The sequence below is a fragment of the Streptacidiphilus sp. BW17 genome (assembly GCF_041262485.1).
GTDB lineage: Bacteria > Actinomycetota > Actinomycetes > Streptomycetales > Streptomycetaceae > Streptacidiphilus.
Map to the genome: position 1 here is coordinate 16,785 of NZ_JBGCCR010000002.1, position 21,227 is coordinate 38,011.

Below are 21,227 nucleotides of genomic sequence, written 5' to 3' on the forward strand. Positions count from 1 at the left end.
CATGACCAGCACCACTGACACCCAGGCGCCCCACGAGGTGGCGGCCGCCTCCCTGCTGCGTTTCGCCACCGCCGGTTCCGTGGACGACGGCAAGTCGACCCTGGTCGGCCGCCTGCTCCACGACTCCAAGTCGGTGCTGGCCGACCAGTTGGAGGCCGTCGAGCACGCCTCGCGCAAGCGCGGCCAGGAGGCCCCGGACCTGGCGCTGCTGACGGACGGTCTGCGGGCCGAGCGCGAGCAGGGCATCACCATCGACGTGGCGTACCGCTACTTCGCCACCCCCAAGCGGCGGTTCATCCTCGCCGACACCCCGGGGCACGTGCAGTACACGCGGAACATGGTCACCGGCGCGTCCACGGCCGAGCTGGCCGTGGTGCTGGTCGACGCCCGCAACGGCGTGGTCGAGCAGACCCGCCGCCACGCCGCGGTCGCCGCGCTGCTGCGCGTCCCGCACCTGGTGCTGGCCGTCAACAAGATGGACCTGGTCGACTACGCCGAGCCCGTCTTCGCCGCCGTCGCCGCCGAGTTCGGCGCGTACGCGGCCTCGCTGGGGATCGAGGACGTGACCGCGATCCCGATCAGCGCGCTGGCCGGGGACAACGTCGTCGAGCCGTCCGCCACCATGGACTGGTACGGCGGCCCGACGCTGCTGGAGCACCTGGAGACCGTGCCGGTCGGCACCGACCCCGACGGTGAGCCGGCCCGGTTCCCGGTCCAGTACGTGATCCGGCCGCAGTCCGCCGAGCACCCCGACTACCGCGGCTACGCGGGCCAGCTCGCCTCCGGCGTGCTCCGCACCGGCGACCAGGTCACCGTGCTGCCCGCCGGGCTGACCGCGACCGTGGCCGGGATCGACGTGCTCGGTGTGGAGAGCGACGTCGCCTGGGCGCCGCAGTCGGTGACGGTGCGGTTGGCCGAGGACATCGACATCTCGCGCGGCGACGTGATCGCCGCCGGTCCGGCCCCGGAGCCGACCCAGGACGTCGTCGCGACCGTGGCGCATCTCAACGAGCGTCCGCTGCGCGTCGGGGACCGGGTGCTGCTCAAGCACACCACCCGGACCGTCCGCGCGATCGTCAAGGACATCCCCTACGCGATCGCGGTGGACACTCTCGACGAGATCCCGAACCCGGGCAGCCTGGAGGTCAACGACCTGGGCCGCGTGGTGCTCCGCACCGCCGAGCCCATCGCCCTGGACGACTACCGCAGCAACCGCCGCACCGGCTCGTTCCTGCTGATCGACCAGGCGGACGGCACGACCCTCACGGCAGGCATGGCCGGAGAGGCGTTCTGACCCGATGAAGGGATTCCCCACGATGGGCGGCGAGGCGTTCTCCCGCATGGCGAAGGAAGGTGGCCGCGTCGGCAGCGGCGTGCTCGGGGCCGGTTGCGGCGCCCTCGGGCCGTGTCGACCGGCGGGTCGCTGACACGGGGCCTCCGCCCCGTCGTCGTACCCCGCCGCACGTGCCCCCGCGTTCCTTCCAGCCGGACCACCATCACCCTCGTGAGGACCTCTTCCATGTCGCAGCTGCGCTCCCGCTCCCCCCGCACCACCCGCATCAGACGTGCCGTCATAGCCGGCGTCGCCGTTGTCGCCGCATCCGGACTGCTGAGCGCGTGCGGCTACGGCTCCCAGGCCGCCTCGACCTCCGGCGGCGGCTCGGTCGTTCCGTCGTCCGGCAGCTCCGGTCCGGCGCTGTCGGCGTCGACCGTGCGGATCGGCTACTTCGCCAACCTGACCCACGCCACCCCCCTGATCGGGATCCAGGACGGGCAGTTCGCCAAGGACCTGGGCGGGACGAAGATCTCCACGCAGATCTTCAACGCCGGGCCGAGCGAGATCGAGGCGCTCAACTCCGGTGCCATCGACATCGCCTGGGTCGGCCCCTCGCCCGCGATCAACGGCTACGTCAAGTCCCACGGCGCCGCGCTGAAGATCGTCTCCGGTGCCACCTCGGGCGGCGCGGAGCTGGTGGTCAACCCGAAGACCGTCACCAGCGTGGCCGACCTCAAGGGCAAGAAGATCGCCACCCCGCAGGCCGGCAACACCCAGGACGTGGCGCTGTTCAACTACCTGGACACCCACGGCTACAAGGAAGACCCGAAGACCGGCGCCGGTGACGTCTCCGTCATCCGTACCGACAACTCGATCACCCCCTCCGCATACGCCTCCGGCCAGATCGACGGCGCGTGGGTGCCCGAGCCCACCGCCTCCAAGCTGGTCTCCGAGGGCGCCAAGATCCTGATCGACGAGCGGACGCTGTGGCCGCAGGGCCAGTTCGTCTCGACCAACGTGGTGGTCTCGCAGTCCTTCCTCAAGGCCCACCCCGACGTGGTCAAGGCTGTGCTGAAGGCCTCGGTCGACACCAACGCCTGGATCCTGGCCAACCCGGCCAAGGCCCAGCAGGAGGCCAACACCGCGCTGACCGCGCTGACCGGCAAGGGCCTGAGTTCCAAGGTCCTCAAGGCGGCCTGGAGCGAGATGACCGTCACCAACGACCCTCTGGCCTCATCCCTGACCACCGAGGCCCAGCACGCGGTGACCGCAGGCTTCATCACCCAGCCCAACCTCTCCGGCATCTACGACCTGACCCTGCTCAACCAGGTCCTCTCCGCCGAGGGCAAGCCCGCCGTCTCCGCCGCCGGGCTCGGCGCCCAGTAACGGCGCCCACCATGCTCCGGGAGTCGCCCCACACCGCGTCGATGCCCAGTCAAGGCGGCGCGGGGCGGCTCTCGGCACAGCCACCGGGCCCACGACCGGCCCCACCCAAGACATCAAGCTTCCCGCCCCGCCGCACGAACCAGGAGGTGACCGCATGACCGCACTGCTGACCTCGACCTCCACGGAGGGCCAGACCGCCCCCGTGGTCGACACCGCCGTCCGGCTCGATCACGTCACCAAGTCCTTCGGCCGCGCCGCCGCGGCCCATGTCGTCCTGGACGACATCAGCCTGAACGTCGCCCCCGGCGAGTTCGTCTGCCTCCTCGGCGCCTCCGGCTGCGGCAAGTCCACCCTCCTCAATCTCGTCGCCGACCTCGACCAGCCCACCAGCGGCACCATCGACGTCCCCGCCGGACGCACCGCCCTGATGTTCCAGGAGCACGCGCTCTTCCCATGGCTGACGGCTGGTCAGAACATCGAGCTCGCCCTGCGCCTGCGCGCCGTCCCGCGCTCCGAGCGGCGGCCCGAGGCTCAGCGACTGCTGGAGCTCGTCCGCCTCGGCGGGGCCCACGGCAAGCGCATCCACGAACTCTCCGGCGGCATGCGCCAGCGCGTCGCCATGGCCCGCGCCCTCGCCCAGGACGCCAAGGTCCTGCTGATGGACGAGCCCTTCGCCGCCCTCGACGCGATCACCCGCGACGTCCTGCACGAGGAACTCGTCCAGATCTGGGAGGCCACGGGGATCTCCGTCCTCTTCGTCACCCACAACGTCCGCGAAGCCGTCCGCCTCGCCCAGCGCGTCGTGCTCCTCTCCTCCCGCCCCGGACGCATCGCCCAGGAGTGGGCCATCGACCTGCCCCAGCCGCGCCGCATCGAGTCGGCCGGCGTGGCCGACCTCGCGGTGGAGATCACCGACAAGCTCCGAGGGGAGATCCGCCGCCATGTCCAGCACTGACCTGAAGCCCGACGCCGAGCCGCGCACGGTCGCCGCAGGCACCACGACGGCTGGTTCCGACGTCGCCGACCTCGGCGCCGGACTCGACGCCCTGGAGACCCAGACCGCACAGCGCACCAGCGTCCGCGAGGTGCTGCTGGGCAAGGTGCTGCCCCCGGTCATTGCCGTCGTCCTCGTCCTGCTGCTGTGGCAGGGCGCCTACGCGGCCCACCTCAAGCGCCCCGACCTGCTGCCCAGCCCGCTGGACGTGTGGAACAGCCTCCACCAGCTGTGGCTCCAGGGCACGATCCTCTCGACCATCTGGACCTCGCTCTCCCGCGGGATCTTGGGGTTCCTGGTCTCCGTCGTCATCGGCACCCCCATCGGACTGCTCGTCGCCCGGGTCAAGCCCGTTCGCGCCGCCATCGGCCCGATCCTCTCCGGCCTGCAGTCCATCCCGTCCGTCGCCTGGGTGCCCGCCGCCGTCATCTGGTTCGGCCTCAGCAACGCTACCATCTACGCCGTCGTGCTGCTCGGCGCCGTCCCCTCCATCGCCAACGGCCTCGTCGCCGGAATCGACCAGGTCCAGCCGCTCTACCTGCGCGCCGGACGCACCCTCGGCGCCAGCGGCCTGCGCGGCGTCTGGCACGTGCTCCTGCCCGCCGCCCTGCCCGGCTACGTCGCCGGCCTCAAGCAGGGCTGGGCCTTCTCCTGGCGCTCCCTCATGGCGGCCGAGCTGATCGCCAGCTCCCCCGCCCTCGGCCTGGGCCTGGGCGCCCAGCTCGAGTTCGCCCGCGAGAACCTCGACATGCCCGGCGTTCTCGCCACCATCATTCTGATCCTCGTCGTCGGTATCGGCATCGAAATGCTCGTCTTCAACCCGATCGAGCGACACGTCCTCCGCTCCCGCGGTCTGCTGACCGCCCGGAGGTGACCTGATGCACGCCCGCCACGCCCGCCTGCTCCTGCTCGCCCACGGCAGCCGCGACCCGCGGCACGCCGCGACGATGGCCGCCCTCGCCGACCGGGCGCGCGCACTGCGCCCGGACGTCACCGTGCGGGTCGGCTATCTCGACCACTGCGCGCCGCGGATCCCGCGCGCGCTGGAGCAGTTGGCGCAGGAGGGCGAGGCGCCCGTGGTCGCGGTGCCGCTGCTGCTGGCCCGTGCGTACCACGCCAAGACCGACATCCCCGGAGTGCTGCGCGAGGCAGCCTCCCGGCTGCCCCGGCTGACCGTCCATCAGGCCGACGTCCTCGGCCCCTCCCCGCTGCTGCTGCGCGCACTGGAGCGCCGCCTGGCCGAGGCGGGCGTGCGTCCCGCCGCCGACACCGGCGTCATCCTCGCCGCGGCGGGCTCCTCCGATCCCGTCGCCAACGCTGCCACCCGCGCCCTCGCCGCCGCGTGGCAGCGCACCGCGGGCTGGGGCGGCGTCGCCGTCGCGCACGCCTCCGCCGCTCCCCCGCACCTGACCGACGCGGCCGAGGCGCTCCGCGCCCAGGGCCTGCGTCATCTCGCCGTGGCGCCCTACCTGTTGGCCCCCGGCCTGCTCCCCGACCGGATCACCGCCCAGGCTGCGACGGCGGGCATCACCGCCGTCGCAGCCCCACTCGGCGCGTCCCCCGACCTCGCCGAGCTTGTGGTCCAACGCTACGACGAGGCACTGACAACGGCCGCCCTCGCCCCGGTCGACCAGGCCCTGCCCCTCGGAGCCTGACCGCCTCCAAAGGACGCGCCCGCCCCTCTACAGTGGGCGGCATGCCATGGGGGGAACGCCCGCGCTGGGCGCGGTGGGTGTCGATCGTCTACGTGATCGGATTTGTCGAGGGTGCGGGCTCGCACCTCCACGACGTGATCGGCGGCGGGCTGCACGCCTACCAGGGCTGGCCGATGGCCAGCCAGATCCTCTTCTTTTCCCTGCTGCTCCTCGACCCGCTCGCCGCCGTGCTCGTGGCATGGGGCCGCCCGGCTGGACCGCTGCTCGGCGCGGCCGTCATGGTCGCCGACCTGACGGCCAACTACCAGGGCAACTGGGAGGAACTCATGAGCGAGCCGCTCGACTACCTCGGCGTGACCGGCCTGCTCCCGATCACGCTCTTCGGCCTCTTCGTCCTCGCCACGGCCGTTCCGCTGCGTCGGGCGTTCCGCAGCCAGCTCCGCCGCACGCTCCGCCCGGTATGACGCAGGAGGGGCCGCAGCCCTGCCCGGCTGCGGCCCCTCCTGCTGCTCTGTGACTCGGCGTCAGCCTGTCAGCCCGTCGCGGGCGACATCAACGGCGGCTCGGGTCCAGCTCGGTGACGTTGTCGCTGTCACCGCTCGTGACGGTCGAGCCCGCCACGATCCGGCTCTCGCCCTTGGCCTCGCGGCGGTCGGCGTGGCCCGGCCACCAGGCCGCGTGGCCGATGAGCGCGGTCAGCGACGGCGTGAAGAACATCGCCATCACGAACGCCGCGATCACGATACCGATACTGATGGAGAATCCCATCTCCGCGAAGAGCGAGTTCCCGGCCAGCATCATCGAGGCGAAGGTACCGGCGAGGATCGCACCGGCCGCGGCGACGGTCGGACCGGCGTGGCGCAGCGCCCGAGCAGCCGCCTCACGCGGTTCGCGGCCCTCACGGGCCTCCTCACGGAGCCGGGAGATCATCAGGATGTTGTAGTCGGTACCGATGGCGACCACGAACAGATAGATGAAGACCGGCAGCATGAACATCAGGCCACCCTGGTTGTCCAGGTGCTGGAAGACCAGGACCGTCGACCCGAGGGTGGCGGCGAAGCCGAGGCCGACCGAGGCCATCAGGTACCACGGCGCCACGACACTGCGCAGCATCAGGCCCAGGATCAGCATGATCAGCACGGCCGCCGTCGGGAAGACCACCGAGTAGTCGCGGTCGATCGCCTTCTGGATGTCGGCGTAGATCGCGGTGGTGCCGCCGACCAGGACCTTGGTGCCCGGCGGGGTGTCCGCATGGGCCGTGTCGCGGAGCTGGCCCACCGTGGAGATGGCCGTGCTGCTCTGCGGGTCGCTGCTCAGCACGACGCTGATGTCCGCGGTGGTGCCGCTCGGGTTGTACTTGGCCGGGGCGACCTGGCCGACTCCGGAGACCGAGGTGAGCTTCTCACCCAGTCCGGCGACCGCGGCCTTGTCCAGCGCGCCGCCGTTGGTGCTGGTGACGAAGACGTCGGTGGGCGTGGCTGCACCGGCGCTGTACGCCGTGGTGATGGTGTTCTGGACGACCATCGACTCCTCGGTCTTCGGCATCGAGCCGGAGGAGAAGTCGAAGCTCGCCGAGTAGCCCGTGGAGATCACGGCCAGACCGAGCATGATCATGCCGGAGACGGCGGTGACCAGCGCCGGGCGGCGCTTGACGGTGTTGCCGATCGCCGCGAAGCGCGAGCTCGTCGGCTCGACGCTCCACTTCTTCGACGGGGCGAAGAGCACCCGCGGCGGGATCCAGGAGAAGATCGCCGGAATCAGGGTCAGACCGGCGAGCAGCGTGACCGCGACGGAGATGGCCAGCGCCGGACCCATCTGCTTGAGGAAGGAGATGGAGGAGAGGCAGAGCGCGAGGAAGGCGATGATGACGGTGCCGGCGGCGGAGGCGATCGCCTCGCCGACGCGGGCCACCGCTGTGATCATGGCTTCCTTGTGGTCGTCACCCGCTCGTAGCCGCTCTCGGTACCGGAACATCAGGAAGAGGATGTAGTCCGTACCGACACCGAAGAGCACGACGATGAGGATGCCTGTCACCGACGAGTTCGACGTGAGGTTCAGCATCTTGGTGATGTCGGCGATCAGACCGTTGGCCGCGGTCAGCACCACACCGATCAGCATGATCGGCATGATCGCCATCAGCGGCGACCGGAATATCAGCAGCATCGCGATGATGATGATCCCGAAGGTGCCGAAGCTGATGATCGCCTGACCGGTCTTCGACGAGTTCGACTGGTCGAGGATCTGCGCCGCCGAACCGCCGACCTTGGCGTTCAGGTCGGTACCCGCGGTCAGCTGCTTGACGTCCGCGCGCAGCGCCGTGGCCGCGTCGGACATCTTCGTCTGGTCGGAGGTGTTGGTGCCGAGGTTGACCATCGCCAGGCCGTACTTGCCGTCCTTGGAGAACGGCATGCCGATGACGCCCTGGTTGAGCGGGATGTCCGTCTTGGTGGACAGCTCCTTGTTGACCTCGACGACCTTGGCCTTGTCCGCCGGGGTCAGCTGCCCGCCGTCGGTCCGCTGGTAGAGGATCTCCGCGCCCGGCGTGAACTGGTGCGGGAAGGCCGACTGCTGCAGTTCCATCGCCTGGATGGACTCGTAGCTCTTCGGCAGGAAGCTGCTCTCGTCACTGTTGGACTGCAGCGCCGGCGCGGAGGCCGCGATCGCGATCGCGGCGACCACCCAGGCGATGAGCGTCCAGAATGGGTGTCGGACGACCGTGCGTCCGATCCGGTGAAACATGTCGATTGCCCCTCCACGGCATGGATCACCACCACCCCCGGGTGAGGACGCGGGCAGCGCGATCTGGCCACCCGTACTTGTCGGGCGGCAGGTAAGTATCTGGCGGCATCCTAGAAAGTTACTAGCCGGGCGGCAAGTCGGGAGAGAAATCCCCGACCGGTCCCTGACGGCTTCTTTAGGTCTGCCGACCTCATCTTGCCTGGCCGGACCAGACTTCTACCTCGTCCCCCGGGTGGATCCGCCTCCTGCTCAGGGTGGAGATGCGCCCGCGAACCGACCCTGAGTCACCCCGGGGTCGGACCTCATTCCGCCGACGCGTCGGGCTGCCGCAGCGGCCAGGTGCCGTCGACGACGGCCTGCGGATCCTTGGAGCGGCGCAGCCAGGACTGCAGGCCCTCCGCCCAGTCCGCGTGCCAGCGGATCTGGGCGAGGTGCAGCTCGGCCGGGTCGACCGCGCCGACCCGGTCCGGATACCGCTCCCCCAGGGCCAGCGCCACGCGGACAGCCGCCAGCGCGTCGCTGCCCGCCTCGTGCGCCTCGGCCAGCTCGACGCCGTAGAGGGCGCAGGCGTTCTCCAGCGAGCGTGAGCCCTTGCGGTACTTGTCCACCGCCCGGTCGACGGTGAGCGGGTCGAGCACCGGCCCGACCGCGCCGCCGAGCTGGCGCTCCAGCGAGGGCAGGTCGTACCGGCCCAGCTCGGCGGCGAGCAGGCTCAGATCAAACGGCGCGTTGTAGACAACGACAGGGACACCCTGCCGCAGGTACGAGACGAGTGCGGCCGCCACCTCGGCGACCACGTCTATCGCGGGGCGGCCCTCGGCGACCGCGCGCTCGGTGGTGATGCCGTGCACGGCCGTGGCCTCGGCGGGGATCGCGACGCCCGGGTCGGCCAACCACGCGCGCCGCCTGACCGGTTCACCGGCTTTGGCCTCGATCAGCGCGGCGGAGACGATCCGCGACCGACTCGGCTCGGTGCCGGTGGTCTCCAGATCGAAGCCGACCAGGGTGTCGTGCATCCAACTCATCAGGCGCGTCCTCTCGTCCCTTTGCCGGACCATCATCGCGTGCGGCACTGACAAGCCCGCGTCCAGGTCGGACGGTCAGGCGGGCCCGGGGCCGAGGACGGGCCGACGGGCGGGCGAGGGAACGGTCCAGGAGGTTCAGGAGACGGGCCGCGAGTCAGCCCAGACTCCCTCGAACTCCTCCTGGTAGATCTGGAACAGGCCCGGCTCCGGCGTCCGACCCGGCGTCAGCGGCGCGGAGGTGCCGCCGCGCAGTACCAGCACCGGCGACTCCATTCCGCGCGAGCGCCGCAGGTACGGCTGCACCACGCCCAGCCCGTCCGGGCCGTCGCCGTCCACCAGATAGGCCGAGGCACGCGGCATCTCGTCGTAGACGCGGATCTCGAACGCGCCGGCGTCCCGCAGCCGGGCCCGCACCCGGCGCACGTGCATGATGTTCATCTCCACCGCCTTGCCCAACTCGCCTCGCCCGAGGCCGAGTTCGCGTTCCCGGCGGCGCAGCGAGCTGCTGGCCGGGTTGAGGAAGAGCAGCCGCACCCGGCAGCCGGAGTCGGCGAGGCCGACCAGCCGCCGCCCGGTGAAGTTCTGGCAGAGCATGCTCAGGCCGATGCCGATGGCGTCCAGTCGCCGCGCCCCCGCCAGCAGGTCCTCGACCGGCAGATCGCGCTGGAGCCGGACCCGGTCCGCGTGGACACCGATGACGTCGGCGTAGCGGTCGCCGACCAGTTCCTCGACGGCGTCCACCGGGGCGCGCAGCGCGAGCGAGGCGGAGCCCTCGTGGAGACTGCCGTCGAGCAGCAGCAGCAGCCGGGCGGCGGCCCGTTCGGCCTGGGCCAGCACGTTCTCGGAGAGCGTGCGGTTGCGGGAGACGACGTGCCGGGCCACCTCGAGCTCGTCCAGGGCGACCTCGATCTCCCGGCGGTCGTTCAGGAAGGGCTCGAAGCAGGGCCAGTGCTGGACCATCAGCTCACGAAGCTGCGGCAGGGTGAGGAAGATCACGAGCGCGTCGTCGTCCGGGTCGAGCAGGTAGCCCTTGCGGCGGCTGACCTCGCGAACGGCGCCGGCCCGCTGGACCCACTCCTCGCCGGCCGGTCCGGCCGCGGCGATGACCCAGTCGTCACCGTGCGCGGGTTCGTAGACCGGGCGCAGCACCTCGGCGACCACCGAACGCAGCCGCTGTTCGACCAGGTTGAGCCAGACATAGGCACGCCCGGCGCGGCGCACCCGGACCCTGGCCTCCTCCCAGGCCGTCCCGGGCCAGGCCAACGACGGCTCCAGCGAGCCCGGTTGGTGCGGAACGGTGCGGCCGAGGCCGGTACGGGCGACTCGTTCGACGCCGGTGGGGGCGTCGCCCCGCGCCGCGCTCCCCGGGGAACCCCCGTCGGGGACCACCATTCCGGAGCTCACCGTCCGTCCCTATTCCACGTCATCCCTCTTGACCCGCCCGGCCGTTGGGGCGTGCGGTGCGGTGGCGCGCCCTGTCGGCCGCCCACACCGTACCGCGCCGGGCGGCCGGATGCGGACCGTCCGCGCGGGTCCGGACGATCAGCTGACGATCAAGGGTACTTCGCATCAGCAGGCAGGTGCAGCAGTTCGACGCCGGGCAGTTGCGCGCGTCGGCGGAACGTTCCTCCGCCCGCACCGGCCCCCGTGTCGTCCCCGTGCGGTCGCCGCTGGTCCACCCGGACGTAAGGATCCGAACAACCGACGGACATCAGCTGGGCAACCGTGGGACGCAGACACTCGTTCGGGCGAAGAACCGGCAAGTCGGTCATGGGAACCCGTGTGCTACGCCACGATGCACTGGGACATGACGACGAGTCGGGGCGGGCATCACCCCGGGAGAGCCTCGATTCCGGGGCGCTCCGGGGTGTACGCCGAGCCCCGCTCCGAGCAGACAGGATTGGTTGAGGACCATGCAAGTCTGGCCGGGCCAGCCGTACCCCCTGGGCGCCACCTACGACGGCGCGGGGACCAACTTCGCCGTGTTCTCCGAGGCGGCGGAGCGGATCGAGTTGTGCCTGCTCGGCGACGACGACTCCGAGACCTCGGTCGAGCTGCGCGAGACGGACGCGTTCGTCCGCCACGCCTTCCTGCCCGGCGTGCAGCCGGGCCAGCGCTACGGCTTCCGCGTACACGGGCCGTACGACCCCTCGCGCGGGGTGCGCTGCAACAGCGCCAAGCTGCTGCTCGACCCCTACGCCAAGGCCATGAGCGGCCGGATCGACTGGGACGAGTCCGTCTACGGCTACCACTTCGGCTCCCCCGACCGCCGTAACGACCTCGACTCCGCCCCGCACACGATGACCTCGGTCGTCGTGAATCCGTACTTCGACTGGGGCAACGACCGTCCGCCGCGCACCGACTACCACCGCACGGTCATCTACGAGGCCCATGTGAAGGGCCTCACCGAGCTCCACCCCGGCATCCCCGACGACATCCGGGGCACGTACGCGGGCATCGCGCACCCCGCCGTGATCGAGCACCTGGTCAAGCTCGGCATCACCGCGATCGAGCTGATGCCGGTGCACCAGTTCGTCGACGACCACCGGCTCAGCGACATGGGCCTGTCCAACTACTGGGGCTACAACACCATCGGCTTCTTCGCCCCGCACGGCTCCTACTCCTCGCTCGGCGACCGCGGCCAGCAGGTCCAGGAGTTCAAGTCGATGGTCAAGTCGCTGCACGCGGCCGGCATCGAGGTCATCCTCGACGTGGTCTACAACCACACCGCCGAGGGCAACCACCTGGGCCCCACCCTCGCCCTCCGCGGGCTGGACAACCCCTCCTACTACCGCCTGGCCGAGGACCGCCGGTACTACGAGGACACCACCGGCACGGGCAACAGCCTGCTGATGCGCAGCCCGCACGTGCTGCAGCTGATCATGGACTCGCTGCGGTACTGGGTCACCGAGATGCACGTCGACGGCTTCCGTTTCGATCTGGCGGCCACCCTGGCCCGCCAGTTCCACGAGGTGGACCGGCTCTCCTCCTTCTTCGACCTGGTCCAGCAGGACCCGATCGTCTCCCAGGCCAAACTGATCGCCGAGCCGTGGGACCTCGGCGAGGGCGGCTACCAGGTCGGCGGCTTCCCGCCGTTGTGGACGGAGTGGAACGGCCGCTACCGGGACACCGTGCGCGACCTCTGGCGCGGCGAGAACGCCACACTGGCCGAGTTCGGCTCACGGCTGACCGGTTCCTCCGACCTCTACCAGGACGACGGTCGCCGTCCCATCGCCAGCATCAACTTCGTCACCTGCCACGACGGTTTCACCCTGCGCGACCTGGTCTCCTACAACCAGAAGCACAACGCGGCCAACGGCGAGGACAACCGCGACGGCGAGTCCTTCAACCGCTCCTGGAACGGCGGCGTCGAGGGCGAGACGGACGACCCGACGGTGCTCGGCCTGCGCTCCCGGCAACAACGCAACTTCATCGCCACCCTGCTGCTGAGCCAGGGCGTGCCGATGCTGCTCCACGGCGACGAGTTCGGCCGCACCCAGGGGGGCAACAACAACGCCTACTGCCAGGACAACGAGATCTCCTGGGTGCGCTGGCCCCGGCTGGACGAGGAGAGCCCGGCCGGTCAACTGCTGGAGTTCACACGCCACATGGTATGGCTCCGGCGCGACCATCCGGTCTTCCGCCGACGACGGTTCTTCCACGGCCGCCCGGTCTCCGGCACCCACGACGAGCTCACCGACATCGCCTGGTTCACCAACGAGGGCGAAGAGATGACCGCCAGGGACTGGCGCGCGTCCTTCGCCAAGTCGCTGACGGTCTTCCTCAACGGCAACGCCATCTCCGAGCCCGACCGGCGCGGCGGCCGGATCACCGACGACTCGTTCCTGCTGCTCTTCAACGCCAGCCCACAACCGTTGGAGTTCGTGGTCCCGCTCAATCACGGCCAGGAGTGGCAACTCGTGGTGGACACCTCGCTGCCGTGGACGATCGCCCCGGGCACGGGTGCCAAGGTGCGGGCGGGTGAGACGCTGCGGCTGACCGACCGGTCGATGATGGTGCTCCAGCGTCCCGCCTGAGCGGGGCCGCGCCAGGGCACGCAGGGTACGGCGTGCGGCCGGCGGGCGCACGCCGGTTCGACCGATTGCCTCATCCGGGTCGTGACGGGGCTCGGCGTGGGGTAGGCGTGTGGGTATGACTCCTGCCGCACGCCGGGTCCCGACGGCCAGCTACCGTCTGCAGCTCCAGCCCGGCTTCGGCTTCGCGCAGGCCGCCGCCGCGGTGCCGTACCTGGCGGACCTCGGCGTCTCGCACCTCCACCTGTCGCCGATCCTGCAGGCGGTGCCGGGATCGCGGCACGGCTACGACGTCGTCGACCACTCCGCCGTCAGCGCCGACCACGGCGGCGAGGCCGGGCTACGGGCGCTGGCCGCGGCGGCGCGCGACCACGGCCTCGGCCTGCTCGCCGACATCGTGCCCAACCACATGGCCGTGCCCTCCCCGCTCCACCTCAACCGGCCGCTCTGGCACACGCTGCGTGAGGGTCCGGAGTCACCGTGGGCGCGCTGGTTCGACATCGACTGGGACGCGCAGCAGGGCCGGGTGCTGCTGCCGATCCTGGGCCACCGGCTGGGGGCCGTCGTGGCGGCCGGCGACCTGAAGATCGAGACGTCGGACGGCACGGGGAGTGCCGACGGGGCGGGCAGCCCGGAGGGCGCAAGTGGCGAGCCGGTGCTCCGGTACGGCGATCAGGTGTTCCCCGTGCGTCCGGGCACGGAGCACCTGCCGCTGCCGGAGTTGCTGCGTCACCAGTGGTACCGCCCCGCGTGGTGGCGGCTGGGCCGGACGGAACTCAACTACCGGCGTTTCTTCACGGTCACTGAGCTGATAGCCGTCCGCGTCGAGCTGCCCGAGGTCTTCGACGCCACCCACGAGCTGCTGCTCCGGCTCCATCGCGAGGGCGTGCTGGACGGCTTCCGGGTGGACCACCCGGACGGGCTGGCCGACCCGCGCGAGTATCTGCGTCGCCTGCGGGACGCGTCCGGCGGGGCGCATGTCGTGGTCGAGAAGATCCTGACCGGTGACGAGACGCTCCCCAGCGACTGGCCGTGCGCCGGTACCACCGGTTACGACGCGCTGCGGCGAATCGACGGGGTGCTGACGGACGGCGCGGGAGTGGTCCGGGCGCTGCGGCCACCGGCCGAGGTCGCCGCCGGAGCGGCACTGCGCGGCAAGGCCGAACTGGTCGCGCCGCAGGGCGAACTGGACGCGGAGGTCGCGCGGTTGGTCCGCGAGGTCGCCGCCGCCTGCGCCGACAAGCCCGACCTGCCCGACCGGTCCGACCATCCGTCCTGGGCCGTCCGCGAGGCATTGGCCGGGCTGCTCACCGCCTTCCCGCGCTACCGGCCCTACCCGGTCCCAGGCGAGCCGCTGCCCGTGTCGGACGCGCAGGCGCTGCTCTCGCCGCCGGACGAGGTGCTGCTCCCCGCCCCCTACGCCGCGACCGCCCGACTGATACGCGAGCTGCTGCTGGACCCCGACTCCCCCGCCTCGCTGCGTGCCCGGTTCGGCCAGACCTCGTCGGCCGTCGCCGCCAAGGGCGTCGAGGACACCGCCTACTACCGGCACCACCCGCTGCTCTCGCTCAACGAGGTCGGCGGCGCCCCCGCCCGACCCGGCGTCACCCCGGAGCAGTTCCACGCCTTCTGCGCGCGGATCGCCCGGGACTGGCCGCACACCATGACGGCGCTCTCCACCCACGACACCAAGCGCAGCGCCGACGCCCGCGCCCGGCTCGCGGTCCTCGCCGAGCTTCCGGAGGAGTGGGCGACCGAGCGCGCGGCCTGGTCCGCGCTGGCTCCCGACGGCGGCCTGCCCCACGACCGCGACGCCGAGGACCTGCTCTGGCAGACCGCCTTCGCCGCCTGGCCCGTGGACGGCGAACGGCTCACCGAGGTGATGCTCAAGTCGGTCCGCGAGGCCAAACTCCACACCACTTGGACCGACCCCGACCCGGCCTACGAGCGCGCCGTCACCGCACTCGCATGCTCCGTGCCGGAGACTCCCGCGCTCGCGGCGCGGATCGAGGCCTTCGTCGCGCGTACCGCGCCGTACGCCCGGGCCAACACCCTGGGCGCGGCCCTGCTCCACCTGACCATGCCCGGCGCACCCGATCTCTACCAGGGCAGCGAGTTCCCGCTCTACACCCTGGTCGACCCGGACAACCGGGACGTGGTCGGCTTTCCGAACGACCCACGTCCAGAGCCGGGCACGCAGCCGGGTTCGTCCCCGCACCGGCGCTCGCACGGCCTGGCCGCCGAGAAGGCCGACCTCACCCGCACCGCCCTGCACGCGCACAGGCACCTGGACCTGCACCCCGCGCGGGGGGCCTCGTACACGCCGTGGCAGACGCCGAGCCCGCACGCGCTCGCGTTCCTGCGGGGCGACGCGACGCTGACCGTGGTGACCCGCCTCCCGCACGGGCTGGAACGGTCCGGCGGCTGGGGCCGCCAGACCCTCCCCCTTCCGCCCGGGACCTGGACCGAGGCGCTCACCGCCCGGACCGGCTTCTGGGGCGCGGTGGCCCTGGCGGAGCTGCTGGCCGAACTCCCGGTGGCACTGCTGGTCCGGACGGACCCCGCGACCTGACGCCGCCTGCGAACTGACCTGGCCGTATGGCGGAAGGCTCGCGGGGCCAGGCATGCACGCATCCCCGGCGCGGGTAGGAGGTCCGGTATGCCGTCCGAACCTGAAGTTGTCGCGGTGCCCCAGCCCCTCGTCACCCGCCCGCACCGCTTCGCGGTCTGGGCACCCGAGGCGCAACGGGTCGAGGTCGTCGTGGACGGCGCGTCACACCGGATGCGGCCGGATCCGGGGCGGGGCGGGTGGTGGCGGGCCGACGTGCCCACCGATCCGGCGGCCGGACGCTACGGCTTCCGCCTCGACGGCGGGCCGGTCCTGCCCGATCCCCGCTCGCCGCGTCAGCCCGACGGGCCGGACGGGTCGTCACAACTCGTCGACCACGCGGCGTTCCGGTGGCAGCACCCGTGGACCGGGCGCGGACTTGCCGGAGCCGTCCTCTACGAACTGCACATCGGCACGTTCACCCCGGAGCGGACCTTCGACGCCGCCGCCGAGCGGCTCGGTCACCTGGCCGACCTCGGGGTGACCCACGTCGAGCTGATGCCGGTCTGTCCCTTTCCCGGGCAGCACGGCTGGGGCTACGACGGCGTCGCGCCCTGGGCCGTCCACGAGCCCTACGGCGGACCTGAGGGGATGAAGCGCTTTGTCGATGCCGCGCATGCCCACGGACTGGGTGTGGTGCTGGACGTGGTGCACAACCACCTCGGCCCGTCCGGCAACCACCTGCCCGCCTACGGCCCCTACTTCACCGACCGTCACCAGACACCGTGGGGCTCGGCGGTGAACCTGGACGCGCCCGGCTCGGACGAGGTGCGGGCGTACCTCGTCGGCAGCGCGCTGACCTGGCTGCGCGAGTACCGGCTCGACGGCCTCCGGCTGGACGCCGTGCACGCCCTGTTCGACACCCGCGCGCTGCCGTTCCTGGAGGAGCTGGCCGTTGCCGTGGACGAGCTGTCGCAGCAGGTGGGCCGACCGCTCTTCCTGATCGGCGAGTCCGACCGCAACGATCCCGGGCTGATCACCGCGCGGGCCGCCGGTGGCACCGGACTCGACGCCCAGTGGAGCGACGACTTCCACCACGCGCTGCACGCCGCGCTGACCGGCGAGAGCCAGGGCTACTACGCGGACTTCACCGCACGGCCGCTGGCCGCCCTCGCCAAGACGCTGACCGCCGGCTACTTCCACGACGGCAGCTGGTCGAGCTTCCGCGGCCGCTCCCACGGCCGCCCGATCGACCCCGCCCGGACGCCGCTGCACCGGTTGCTCGGCTACACCCAGACGCACGACCAGATCGGCAACCGCGCCCAGGGCGACCGGCTTTCCGCCACCCTCCCGCCCGAACGGCTGGCGGCCGGTGCGGCGCTGGCGCTGCTGTCGCCGTTCACGCCGATGCTCTTCATGGGCGAGGAGTGGGGCGCGCGCACCCCCTGGCAGTACTTCACCGACCATCAGGACCCCGCCCTGGCCCGGGCGGTGCGCGAGGGCCGCCGCCGTGAGTTCGCCGCGCACGGCTGGAAGCCGGAGGAGATCCCCGACCCGCAGGCCACCTCGACCGTGCGTGCCTCCACCCTCGACTGGGACGAGCCGCAGCGCGGGCACCATGCCGAGTTGCTGGACTGGTACCGGCTGCTGCTGCGACTGCGCCCGCTGGCCTCCGGCGAGGTGCCGCAGGTGCGGTTCGACGAGGAGGAGGGCTGGCTGACGATGTGCCGGGGACCGCTCTCCCTCGGCGTCAACCTGTCCGACGAGGCACGCGAGCTGCCGCTTACGGACGGCACGCCGCTGGCCGCCTTCCCGGCTGGAACACGGCCCTCACCTGCGGTTCCGGCGGCCGCGACGGTGGTTTTCCACAGGCGGGCGAAAGGTGCTGGACTCGCCTCTCGGCCTTCGCAAGGATGAGCGCATGAAGACCGACGGCCGCAGCACTCCCAGCACCCCAGAGGTGACGCATGGTCAGCAGGCTGACCTGGCACGTCCCGGGGCGGAGGACGACGCGCCGCGCACCGACCGCCCGGCGGAGGTGATCGCGCTCGGCAACGGCCTGGAGCTGCGCCGTCGACGCCCTGCGCACGCCGCCGCGCTGAACGCGGCCATCCTGGCCAACCTCGACCACCTGCGTCCGTGGGTGCCCTGGGCCCACCAGGCCCCCACCCTCGCGGAGACCACGGCCAACTGCGAGCACGCCGTCGCCCAGTGGGAGACGGACACGGGCTACTCCTACGTGATCCAGCCGAGCGGAGATCCGGACACGGTCGTCGGCGGCTGCGGACTCCACGCCCGGGTCGGTGCGGGGGCGCTGGAGATCGGCTACTGGGTCGCCCGGCAGCTCACCGGCCAGGGCGTGGCGACCACGCTGGCGCGGAGCCTCACCGAGGAGGCGCTGACGCTGCCCGGCATCTCCCGGGCCGAGATACACGTCGACGAGGCCAACGCCGCCAGCTCGGCCGTGCCGCGCAAGCTGGGCTACCGGCTGGAGCGCGTCCGCGAACGCACACCCGAGTCCCCGGCCCAGTCCGGCCGGGTCGAGGTGTGGGTCCTCGACGCTCCGGCTCCGGCCGGGCCCACTGGCCGCGGCTTCCCGGCCGCGGCAGCGGAGTCGCTCGGGCTCTTCGGCGTCTGAACCGGGTGGCCCCTATGCCGCGCCGCGGCCCTGGAGCTTCTGCCAGACGTCCGCCACCTGGGCGTCCAGCTGTTCCATCGGGCCGTCGTTGTCGATGACCAGGTCGGCCACGGCGAGCCGGGCCTCGCGGGCGGCCTGGGCGGCCATCCGGGCGCGGGCGTCCGTCTCGGTCATGCCGCGCACCTCGACCAGGCGGTGCAGCCGGGTCTCGTCGGAGGCGTCCACGACCACGACCACGTCGTAGAACGGAGCCAGACCGTTCTCGGCGAGCAGCGGCACGTCGTGGACCACGACGGCGTCCGGACCGGCAGCGGCCTCCAACTCGGCCGAACGGCGGCCGACCAGGGGGTGGACGACGGCGTTGAGCGCGGCGAGCCGGTCGGCGTCGGCGAACACGATCGCGCCGAGCTTGGGCCGGTCCAGGGTGCCGTCGGCGGTCAGGATCTCCGGCCCGAACTCGGCAACGACGGCAGCCAGTCCGGGCGTGCCCGGCTCCACGACCTCGCGCGCGATCAGATCCGCGTCCACCACGACCGCGCCGAGCGCGGCCAGCCGCCTCGACACCTCGCTCTTGCCGGCACCGATACCGCCGGTCAGCCCAACCTTCACCATGGGCAGCAACCTATCGGCAACTGCCGATGCCGCACTATCCCGGGCTCAGGCCGCCCGGCGCTCCGGGCCGGCTGCAACGGCCGGTACGGACTCCGTTTCGGCCACCGCACCCGCCGGGGCGCCGGCCCGCTGCACCGGCAGCGCGCCCGAGGCGACCGGCAGCGGCGGGAGCGTGGCGTGCTCCTTGAACCCGAACCGGGCGTGCAGCCGGCGCAGCAGCGGTGGGGCCCACCAGTTGCCCTTGCCGAAGAGCGACATGGTGGCGGGCACCAGCAGCATCCGGACCAGGGTCGCGTCCACCAGCACGGCCACTGCCAGGGCCAGTCCGATCTCCTTGATGTCGAGCATCCGCCCGCTGGAGAAGCCGAGGAAGACGATCACCATCAACGCCGCGGCCGAGGTGATGATCCGCCCGCTGCGCTGGACGCCCAGCTCCACCGATCTGGAGCAGTTCTGCCCCTCGTCGTGCAGCTCCTTGATCCGCGAGAGGAGGAAGACCTCGTAGTCCATCGACAGGCCGAAGGAGAAGACGAAGACAAGGACCGGGATCCACGCCTCCAGACCGCCGGTCGGCGTGAACCCGAGCAGTCCGCTGAACCAGCCGTCCTGGAAGACCAGCGTCATCACGCCCAGCGCCGCGCCGAGCGAGAGGAGGTTCATCACCAGCGCCTTGATCGGCACCACCACGGACCCGGTCATCAGGAAGAGCAGCAGGAAGGTGGCCACCACGATCAGGCCGAGCGCCCATGGGCCGCGGGTGTCGATCTCGTGGTGGAAGTCGACCACGTCGGCCGCATTGCCGTTCACCCAGGTCTGCATCCCGCCCCGGTCCGCGCGCAGCTCCTCGACCACGTGCTGTGCGGTCGCGCCCTGCGACGAGCCGTCGACGTGGACGCCGACCGCCGCCCAGCCGGGGCCGGACTCGTCGACCTGCGCCGAGCGCACGTCGGGCAGGGTGGCGACCTTGGCTGCGTAGTCCTTGGCGAGGCCCGGGTCGGCCTTCATGAAGACCGTGACGTCCGGGTCGGCCAACTGGGGGTAGTCGGCGGCGACGGCGTCGGCCACGTCTCGGCTGGAGAAGCTGGTGGGTAGCACCTGAGTGCTGAGACTCTGGGCGTGGGCGCTGAAGAACGGTGCGGCGCACGCGATCAGCACCGCCGAGGTGGCCAGGGCCACCGGCAGCGCCTTGCGCTGCACCAGGCGGACGATCCGGGCGAACCGGCCGTCGTCACTGACACCGCGCTTGGGCGGTTTGATCTTCTTGCCCGCGAAGCCGAGCAGCGCGGGGACCAGGGTCAGCCCGGACAGGACGGTGATCACGACCACGCTGACACCGGCCGCCGCCACGGCACGGAAGATCGGGCTGGTCAGCACGAAGAGGCCGGAGAGCGCGACGGTCACCGTCAGCGCGGAGAAGGCGATGGTGCGCCCGGCCGTGGCGCTGGTGCGCTCGACGGCCGCCTCGATGGTCGCGCCCTTGCTGCGCTCCTCCCGGAACCGGTTGACCATCAGCAGCGCGTAGTCGATGGAGAGGCCGAGACCCAGCACCGTGGTGATCGGCAGCACGCTGGTGTCCATCGGCATGATCTGGGTGAAGCCCAGCAGCGCCAGCAACGCGCCGGCGACGGAACCGATCGCTCCCAACAGCGGAAGCCCGGCGGCGATGAATCCGCCGAAGATCAGCACCATCACCACCAGGGTGACCGGCAGCGCGATCATCTCGCCGCTCTCGGTGTCCGACTTGGTCTGCTGCTGCACCTGCTGGTTCAGCACCTGGTTGCCGCCGAGCTTGACGGTGGTACCCGACTCGGTCCCGAGGGCCTGGAGCCGCTCCGAGGCCTTGGTGACCGCGGCAGGGTTGCTCAGCTGGACGCTCAGGATCTGCGAGGAGCCGTCCTGTGCCCGGATGTCGCTGACCTGGGCGACGCCGGGCAGCGCGCGCAGGTCGTGCTCAGCGGAGGCGACGGCTGCCTGCACACCCGCGTCGGCGGGCGACTTGCCGGAGATGAGCGCCTGGAGCGCGTCGCTGCTGGTGCCTCCCGCCTGGGAGAGCAGCGCGGCACCCGTGGCGGACTCGGAGCCCGCTGCCTTGGCGGACGGCGCAGCGGCGTTGAACACCTTCGTGCCGAAGACCAGACCCAGAACCACCAGCACGGCCCAGGCCAGCGCCACCCAACGGCGGTGACGGAAGCTGAACCGGCCCACCGCGGCGAAAGGTCCGCCGCAGCGCTTGGGGGTCTGGTGCATAAGGAGGCCTTGCTTCCGGTCCGGGGCAACTCTGTCCACGGTGACCGAGTTGCCCCATGATCGGTAGGGGCTT

The 21,227-nt window shown here is 71.6% G+C and carries 15 protein-coding genes; 10 read left to right on the forward strand and 5 right to left on the reverse strand.

All coding sequences use genetic code 11. The features are described from left to right. Position 1: 1 nt before the first annotated feature. The 6 genes from ABH940_RS02215 (at position 2) to ABH940_RS02240 (ending at position 5,775) form a co-directional block, all read left to right on the forward strand. A complete protein-coding gene (locus ABH940_RS02215) occupies positions 2-1,294 on the forward strand; it encodes a sulfate adenylyltransferase subunit 1 (RefSeq protein WP_370064468.1) in 1,293 nt (430 codons plus the stop codon). 225 nt (positions 1,295-1,519) lie between these two features. After that, the gene (locus ABH940_RS02220; protein ID WP_370064470.1) at positions 1,520-2,662 is read left to right on the forward strand and encodes an aliphatic sulfonate ABC transporter substrate-binding protein; all 1,143 of its coding nucleotides are present in this window, start codon (positions 1,520-1,522) and stop codon (positions 2,660-2,662) included. Positions 2,663-2,816: 154 nt separating this feature from the next. Continuing rightward, positions 2,817-3,617, forward strand: a complete 801-nt coding sequence (locus ABH940_RS02225) for an ABC transporter ATP-binding protein (RefSeq protein ID WP_370104059.1) — start codon at positions 2,817-2,819, stop codon at positions 3,615-3,617. After that, on the forward strand, positions 3,604-4,530 hold the full coding sequence (locus ABH940_RS02230; RefSeq protein WP_370064474.1) for an ABC transporter permease: 927 nt from the start codon (positions 3,604-3,606) through the stop codon (positions 4,528-4,530). The genes ABH940_RS02225 and ABH940_RS02230 overlap by 14 nt, the downstream gene beginning before the upstream one ends. A 4-nt stretch (positions 4,531-4,534) precedes the next feature. Next, entirely contained in the window at positions 4,535-5,311 is a 777-nt protein-coding gene (locus tag ABH940_RS02235) for a sirohydrochlorin chelatase (RefSeq protein ID WP_370064476.1), read from the forward strand. 41 nt (positions 5,312-5,352) lie between these two features. Further along, positions 5,353-5,775 (forward strand): hypothetical protein, encoded by a 423-nt coding sequence (locus ABH940_RS02240; RefSeq protein WP_370064478.1) that lies wholly within the window; start codon positions 5,353-5,355, stop codon positions 5,773-5,775. A gap of 88 nt (positions 5,776-5,863) precedes the next feature. Here the strand turns inward: ABH940_RS02240 and ABH940_RS02245 are convergent, their stop codons facing one another. The 3 genes from ABH940_RS02245 to ABH940_RS02255 all read right to left on the reverse strand — a co-directional run bounded on the left by ABH940_RS02245 (position 5,864) and on the right by ABH940_RS02255 (position 10,467). Then, positions 5,864-8,050: an MMPL family transporter gene (locus ABH940_RS02245; protein WP_370064480.1), complete on the reverse strand. Its 2,187-nt coding sequence runs from the start codon at positions 8,048-8,050 to the stop codon at positions 5,864-5,866. Between the two features lie 302 nt (positions 8,051-8,352). Next, the gene (locus tag ABH940_RS02250) at positions 8,353-9,075 is read right to left on the reverse strand and encodes an exonuclease domain-containing protein (protein WP_370104060.1); all 723 of its coding nucleotides are present in this window, start codon (positions 9,073-9,075) and stop codon (positions 8,353-8,355) included. 135 nt (positions 9,076-9,210) lie between these two features. Next, a complete protein-coding gene (locus ABH940_RS02255; protein WP_370065000.1) occupies positions 9,211-10,467 on the reverse strand; it encodes an SAV2148 family HEPN domain-containing protein in 1,257 nt (418 codons plus the stop codon). A gap of 521 nt (positions 10,468-10,988) precedes the next feature. Here ABH940_RS02255 and glgX point away from each other — a divergent pair. The 4 genes from glgX (at position 10,989) to ABH940_RS02275 (ending at position 18,295) form a co-directional block, all read left to right on the forward strand. Beyond that, positions 10,989-13,112 carry a glycogen debranching protein GlgX gene (gene glgX / locus ABH940_RS02260; protein ID WP_370064484.1) on the forward strand — a complete coding sequence of 708 codons (2,124 nt, stop codon included), beginning with the start codon at positions 10,989-10,991 and terminating at the stop codon, positions 13,110-13,112. A 115-nt stretch (positions 13,113-13,227) separates the two neighbouring features. Then, positions 13,228-15,681 carry a malto-oligosyltrehalose synthase gene (treY, locus tag ABH940_RS02265; protein WP_370104062.1) on the forward strand — a complete coding sequence of 818 codons (2,454 nt, stop codon included), beginning with the start codon at positions 13,228-13,230 and terminating at the stop codon, positions 15,679-15,681. An 87-nt stretch (positions 15,682-15,768) separates the two neighbouring features. Then, entirely contained in the window at positions 15,769-17,574 is a 1,806-nt protein-coding gene (gene treZ / locus ABH940_RS02270) for a malto-oligosyltrehalose trehalohydrolase (RefSeq protein ID WP_370104064.1), read from the forward strand. 4 nt (positions 17,575-17,578) lie between these two features. Beyond that, complete coding sequence (locus tag ABH940_RS02275) at positions 17,579-18,295, forward strand: GNAT family N-acetyltransferase (RefSeq protein ID WP_370104066.1); 717 nt, start codon at positions 17,579-17,581, stop codon at positions 18,293-18,295. 12 nt (positions 18,296-18,307) lie between these two features. On the opposite strand, the gene coaE is transcribed toward ABH940_RS02275, so the two are convergent. Next, entirely contained in the window at positions 18,308-18,907 is a 600-nt protein-coding gene (gene coaE / locus ABH940_RS02280) for a dephospho-CoA kinase (RefSeq protein WP_370064491.1), read from the reverse strand. A gap of 45 nt (positions 18,908-18,952) precedes the next feature. Next, positions 18,953-21,154, reverse strand: coding sequence for an MMPL family transporter (locus tag ABH940_RS02285; RefSeq protein ID WP_370104068.1), 2,202 nt, complete (start codon positions 21,152-21,154; stop codon positions 18,953-18,955). Between the last annotated feature and the right edge of the window lie 73 nt (positions 21,155-21,227).

Coding starts and splice junctions, on each gene's coding strand:
- ABH940_RS02240 (WP_370064478.1), top strand. CDS start 5,353: ATGCCATGGGGGGAACGCCCGCGCTGGGCGCGGTGGGTGTCGATCGTC.
- ABH940_RS02225 (WP_370104059.1), top strand. CDS start 2,817: ATGACCGCACTGCTGACCTCGACCTCCACGGAGGGCCAGACCGCCCCC.
- ABH940_RS02250 (WP_370104060.1), bottom strand. CDS start 9,075: ATGAGTTGGATGCACGACACCCTGGTCGGCTTCGATCTGGAGACCACC.
- ABH940_RS02245 (WP_370064480.1), bottom strand. CDS start 8,050: ATGTTTCACCGGATCGGACGCACGGTCGTCCGACACCCATTCTGGACG.
- coaE (WP_370064491.1), bottom strand. CDS start 18,907: ATGGTGAAGGTTGGGCTGACCGGCGGTATCGGTGCCGGCAAGAGCGAG.
- ABH940_RS02255 (WP_370065000.1), bottom strand. CDS start 10,467: ATGGTGGTCCCCGACGGGGGTTCCCCGGGGAGCGCGGCGCGGGGCGAC.
- ABH940_RS02275 (WP_370104066.1), top strand. CDS start 17,579: ATGAAGACCGACGGCCGCAGCACTCCCAGCACCCCAGAGGTGACGCAT.
- ABH940_RS02285 (WP_370104068.1), bottom strand. CDS start 21,154: ATGCACCAGACCCCCAAGCGCTGCGGCGGACCTTTCGCCGCGGTGGGC.
- ABH940_RS02220 (WP_370064470.1), top strand. CDS start 1,520: ATGTCGCAGCTGCGCTCCCGCTCCCCCCGCACCACCCGCATCAGACGT.
- ABH940_RS02230 (WP_370064474.1), top strand. CDS start 3,604: ATGTCCAGCACTGACCTGAAGCCCGACGCCGAGCCGCGCACGGTCGCC.
- treZ (WP_370104064.1), top strand. CDS start 15,769: ATGCCGTCCGAACCTGAAGTTGTCGCGGTGCCCCAGCCCCTCGTCACC.
- ABH940_RS02215 (WP_370064468.1), top strand. CDS start 2: ATGACCAGCACCACTGACACCCAGGCGCCCCACGAGGTGGCGGCCGCC.
- treY (WP_370104062.1), top strand. CDS start 13,228: ATGACTCCTGCCGCACGCCGGGTCCCGACGGCCAGCTACCGTCTGCAG.
- glgX (WP_370064484.1), top strand. CDS start 10,989: ATGCAAGTCTGGCCGGGCCAGCCGTACCCCCTGGGCGCCACCTACGAC.
- ABH940_RS02235 (WP_370064476.1), top strand. CDS start 4,535: ATGCACGCCCGCCACGCCCGCCTGCTCCTGCTCGCCCACGGCAGCCGC.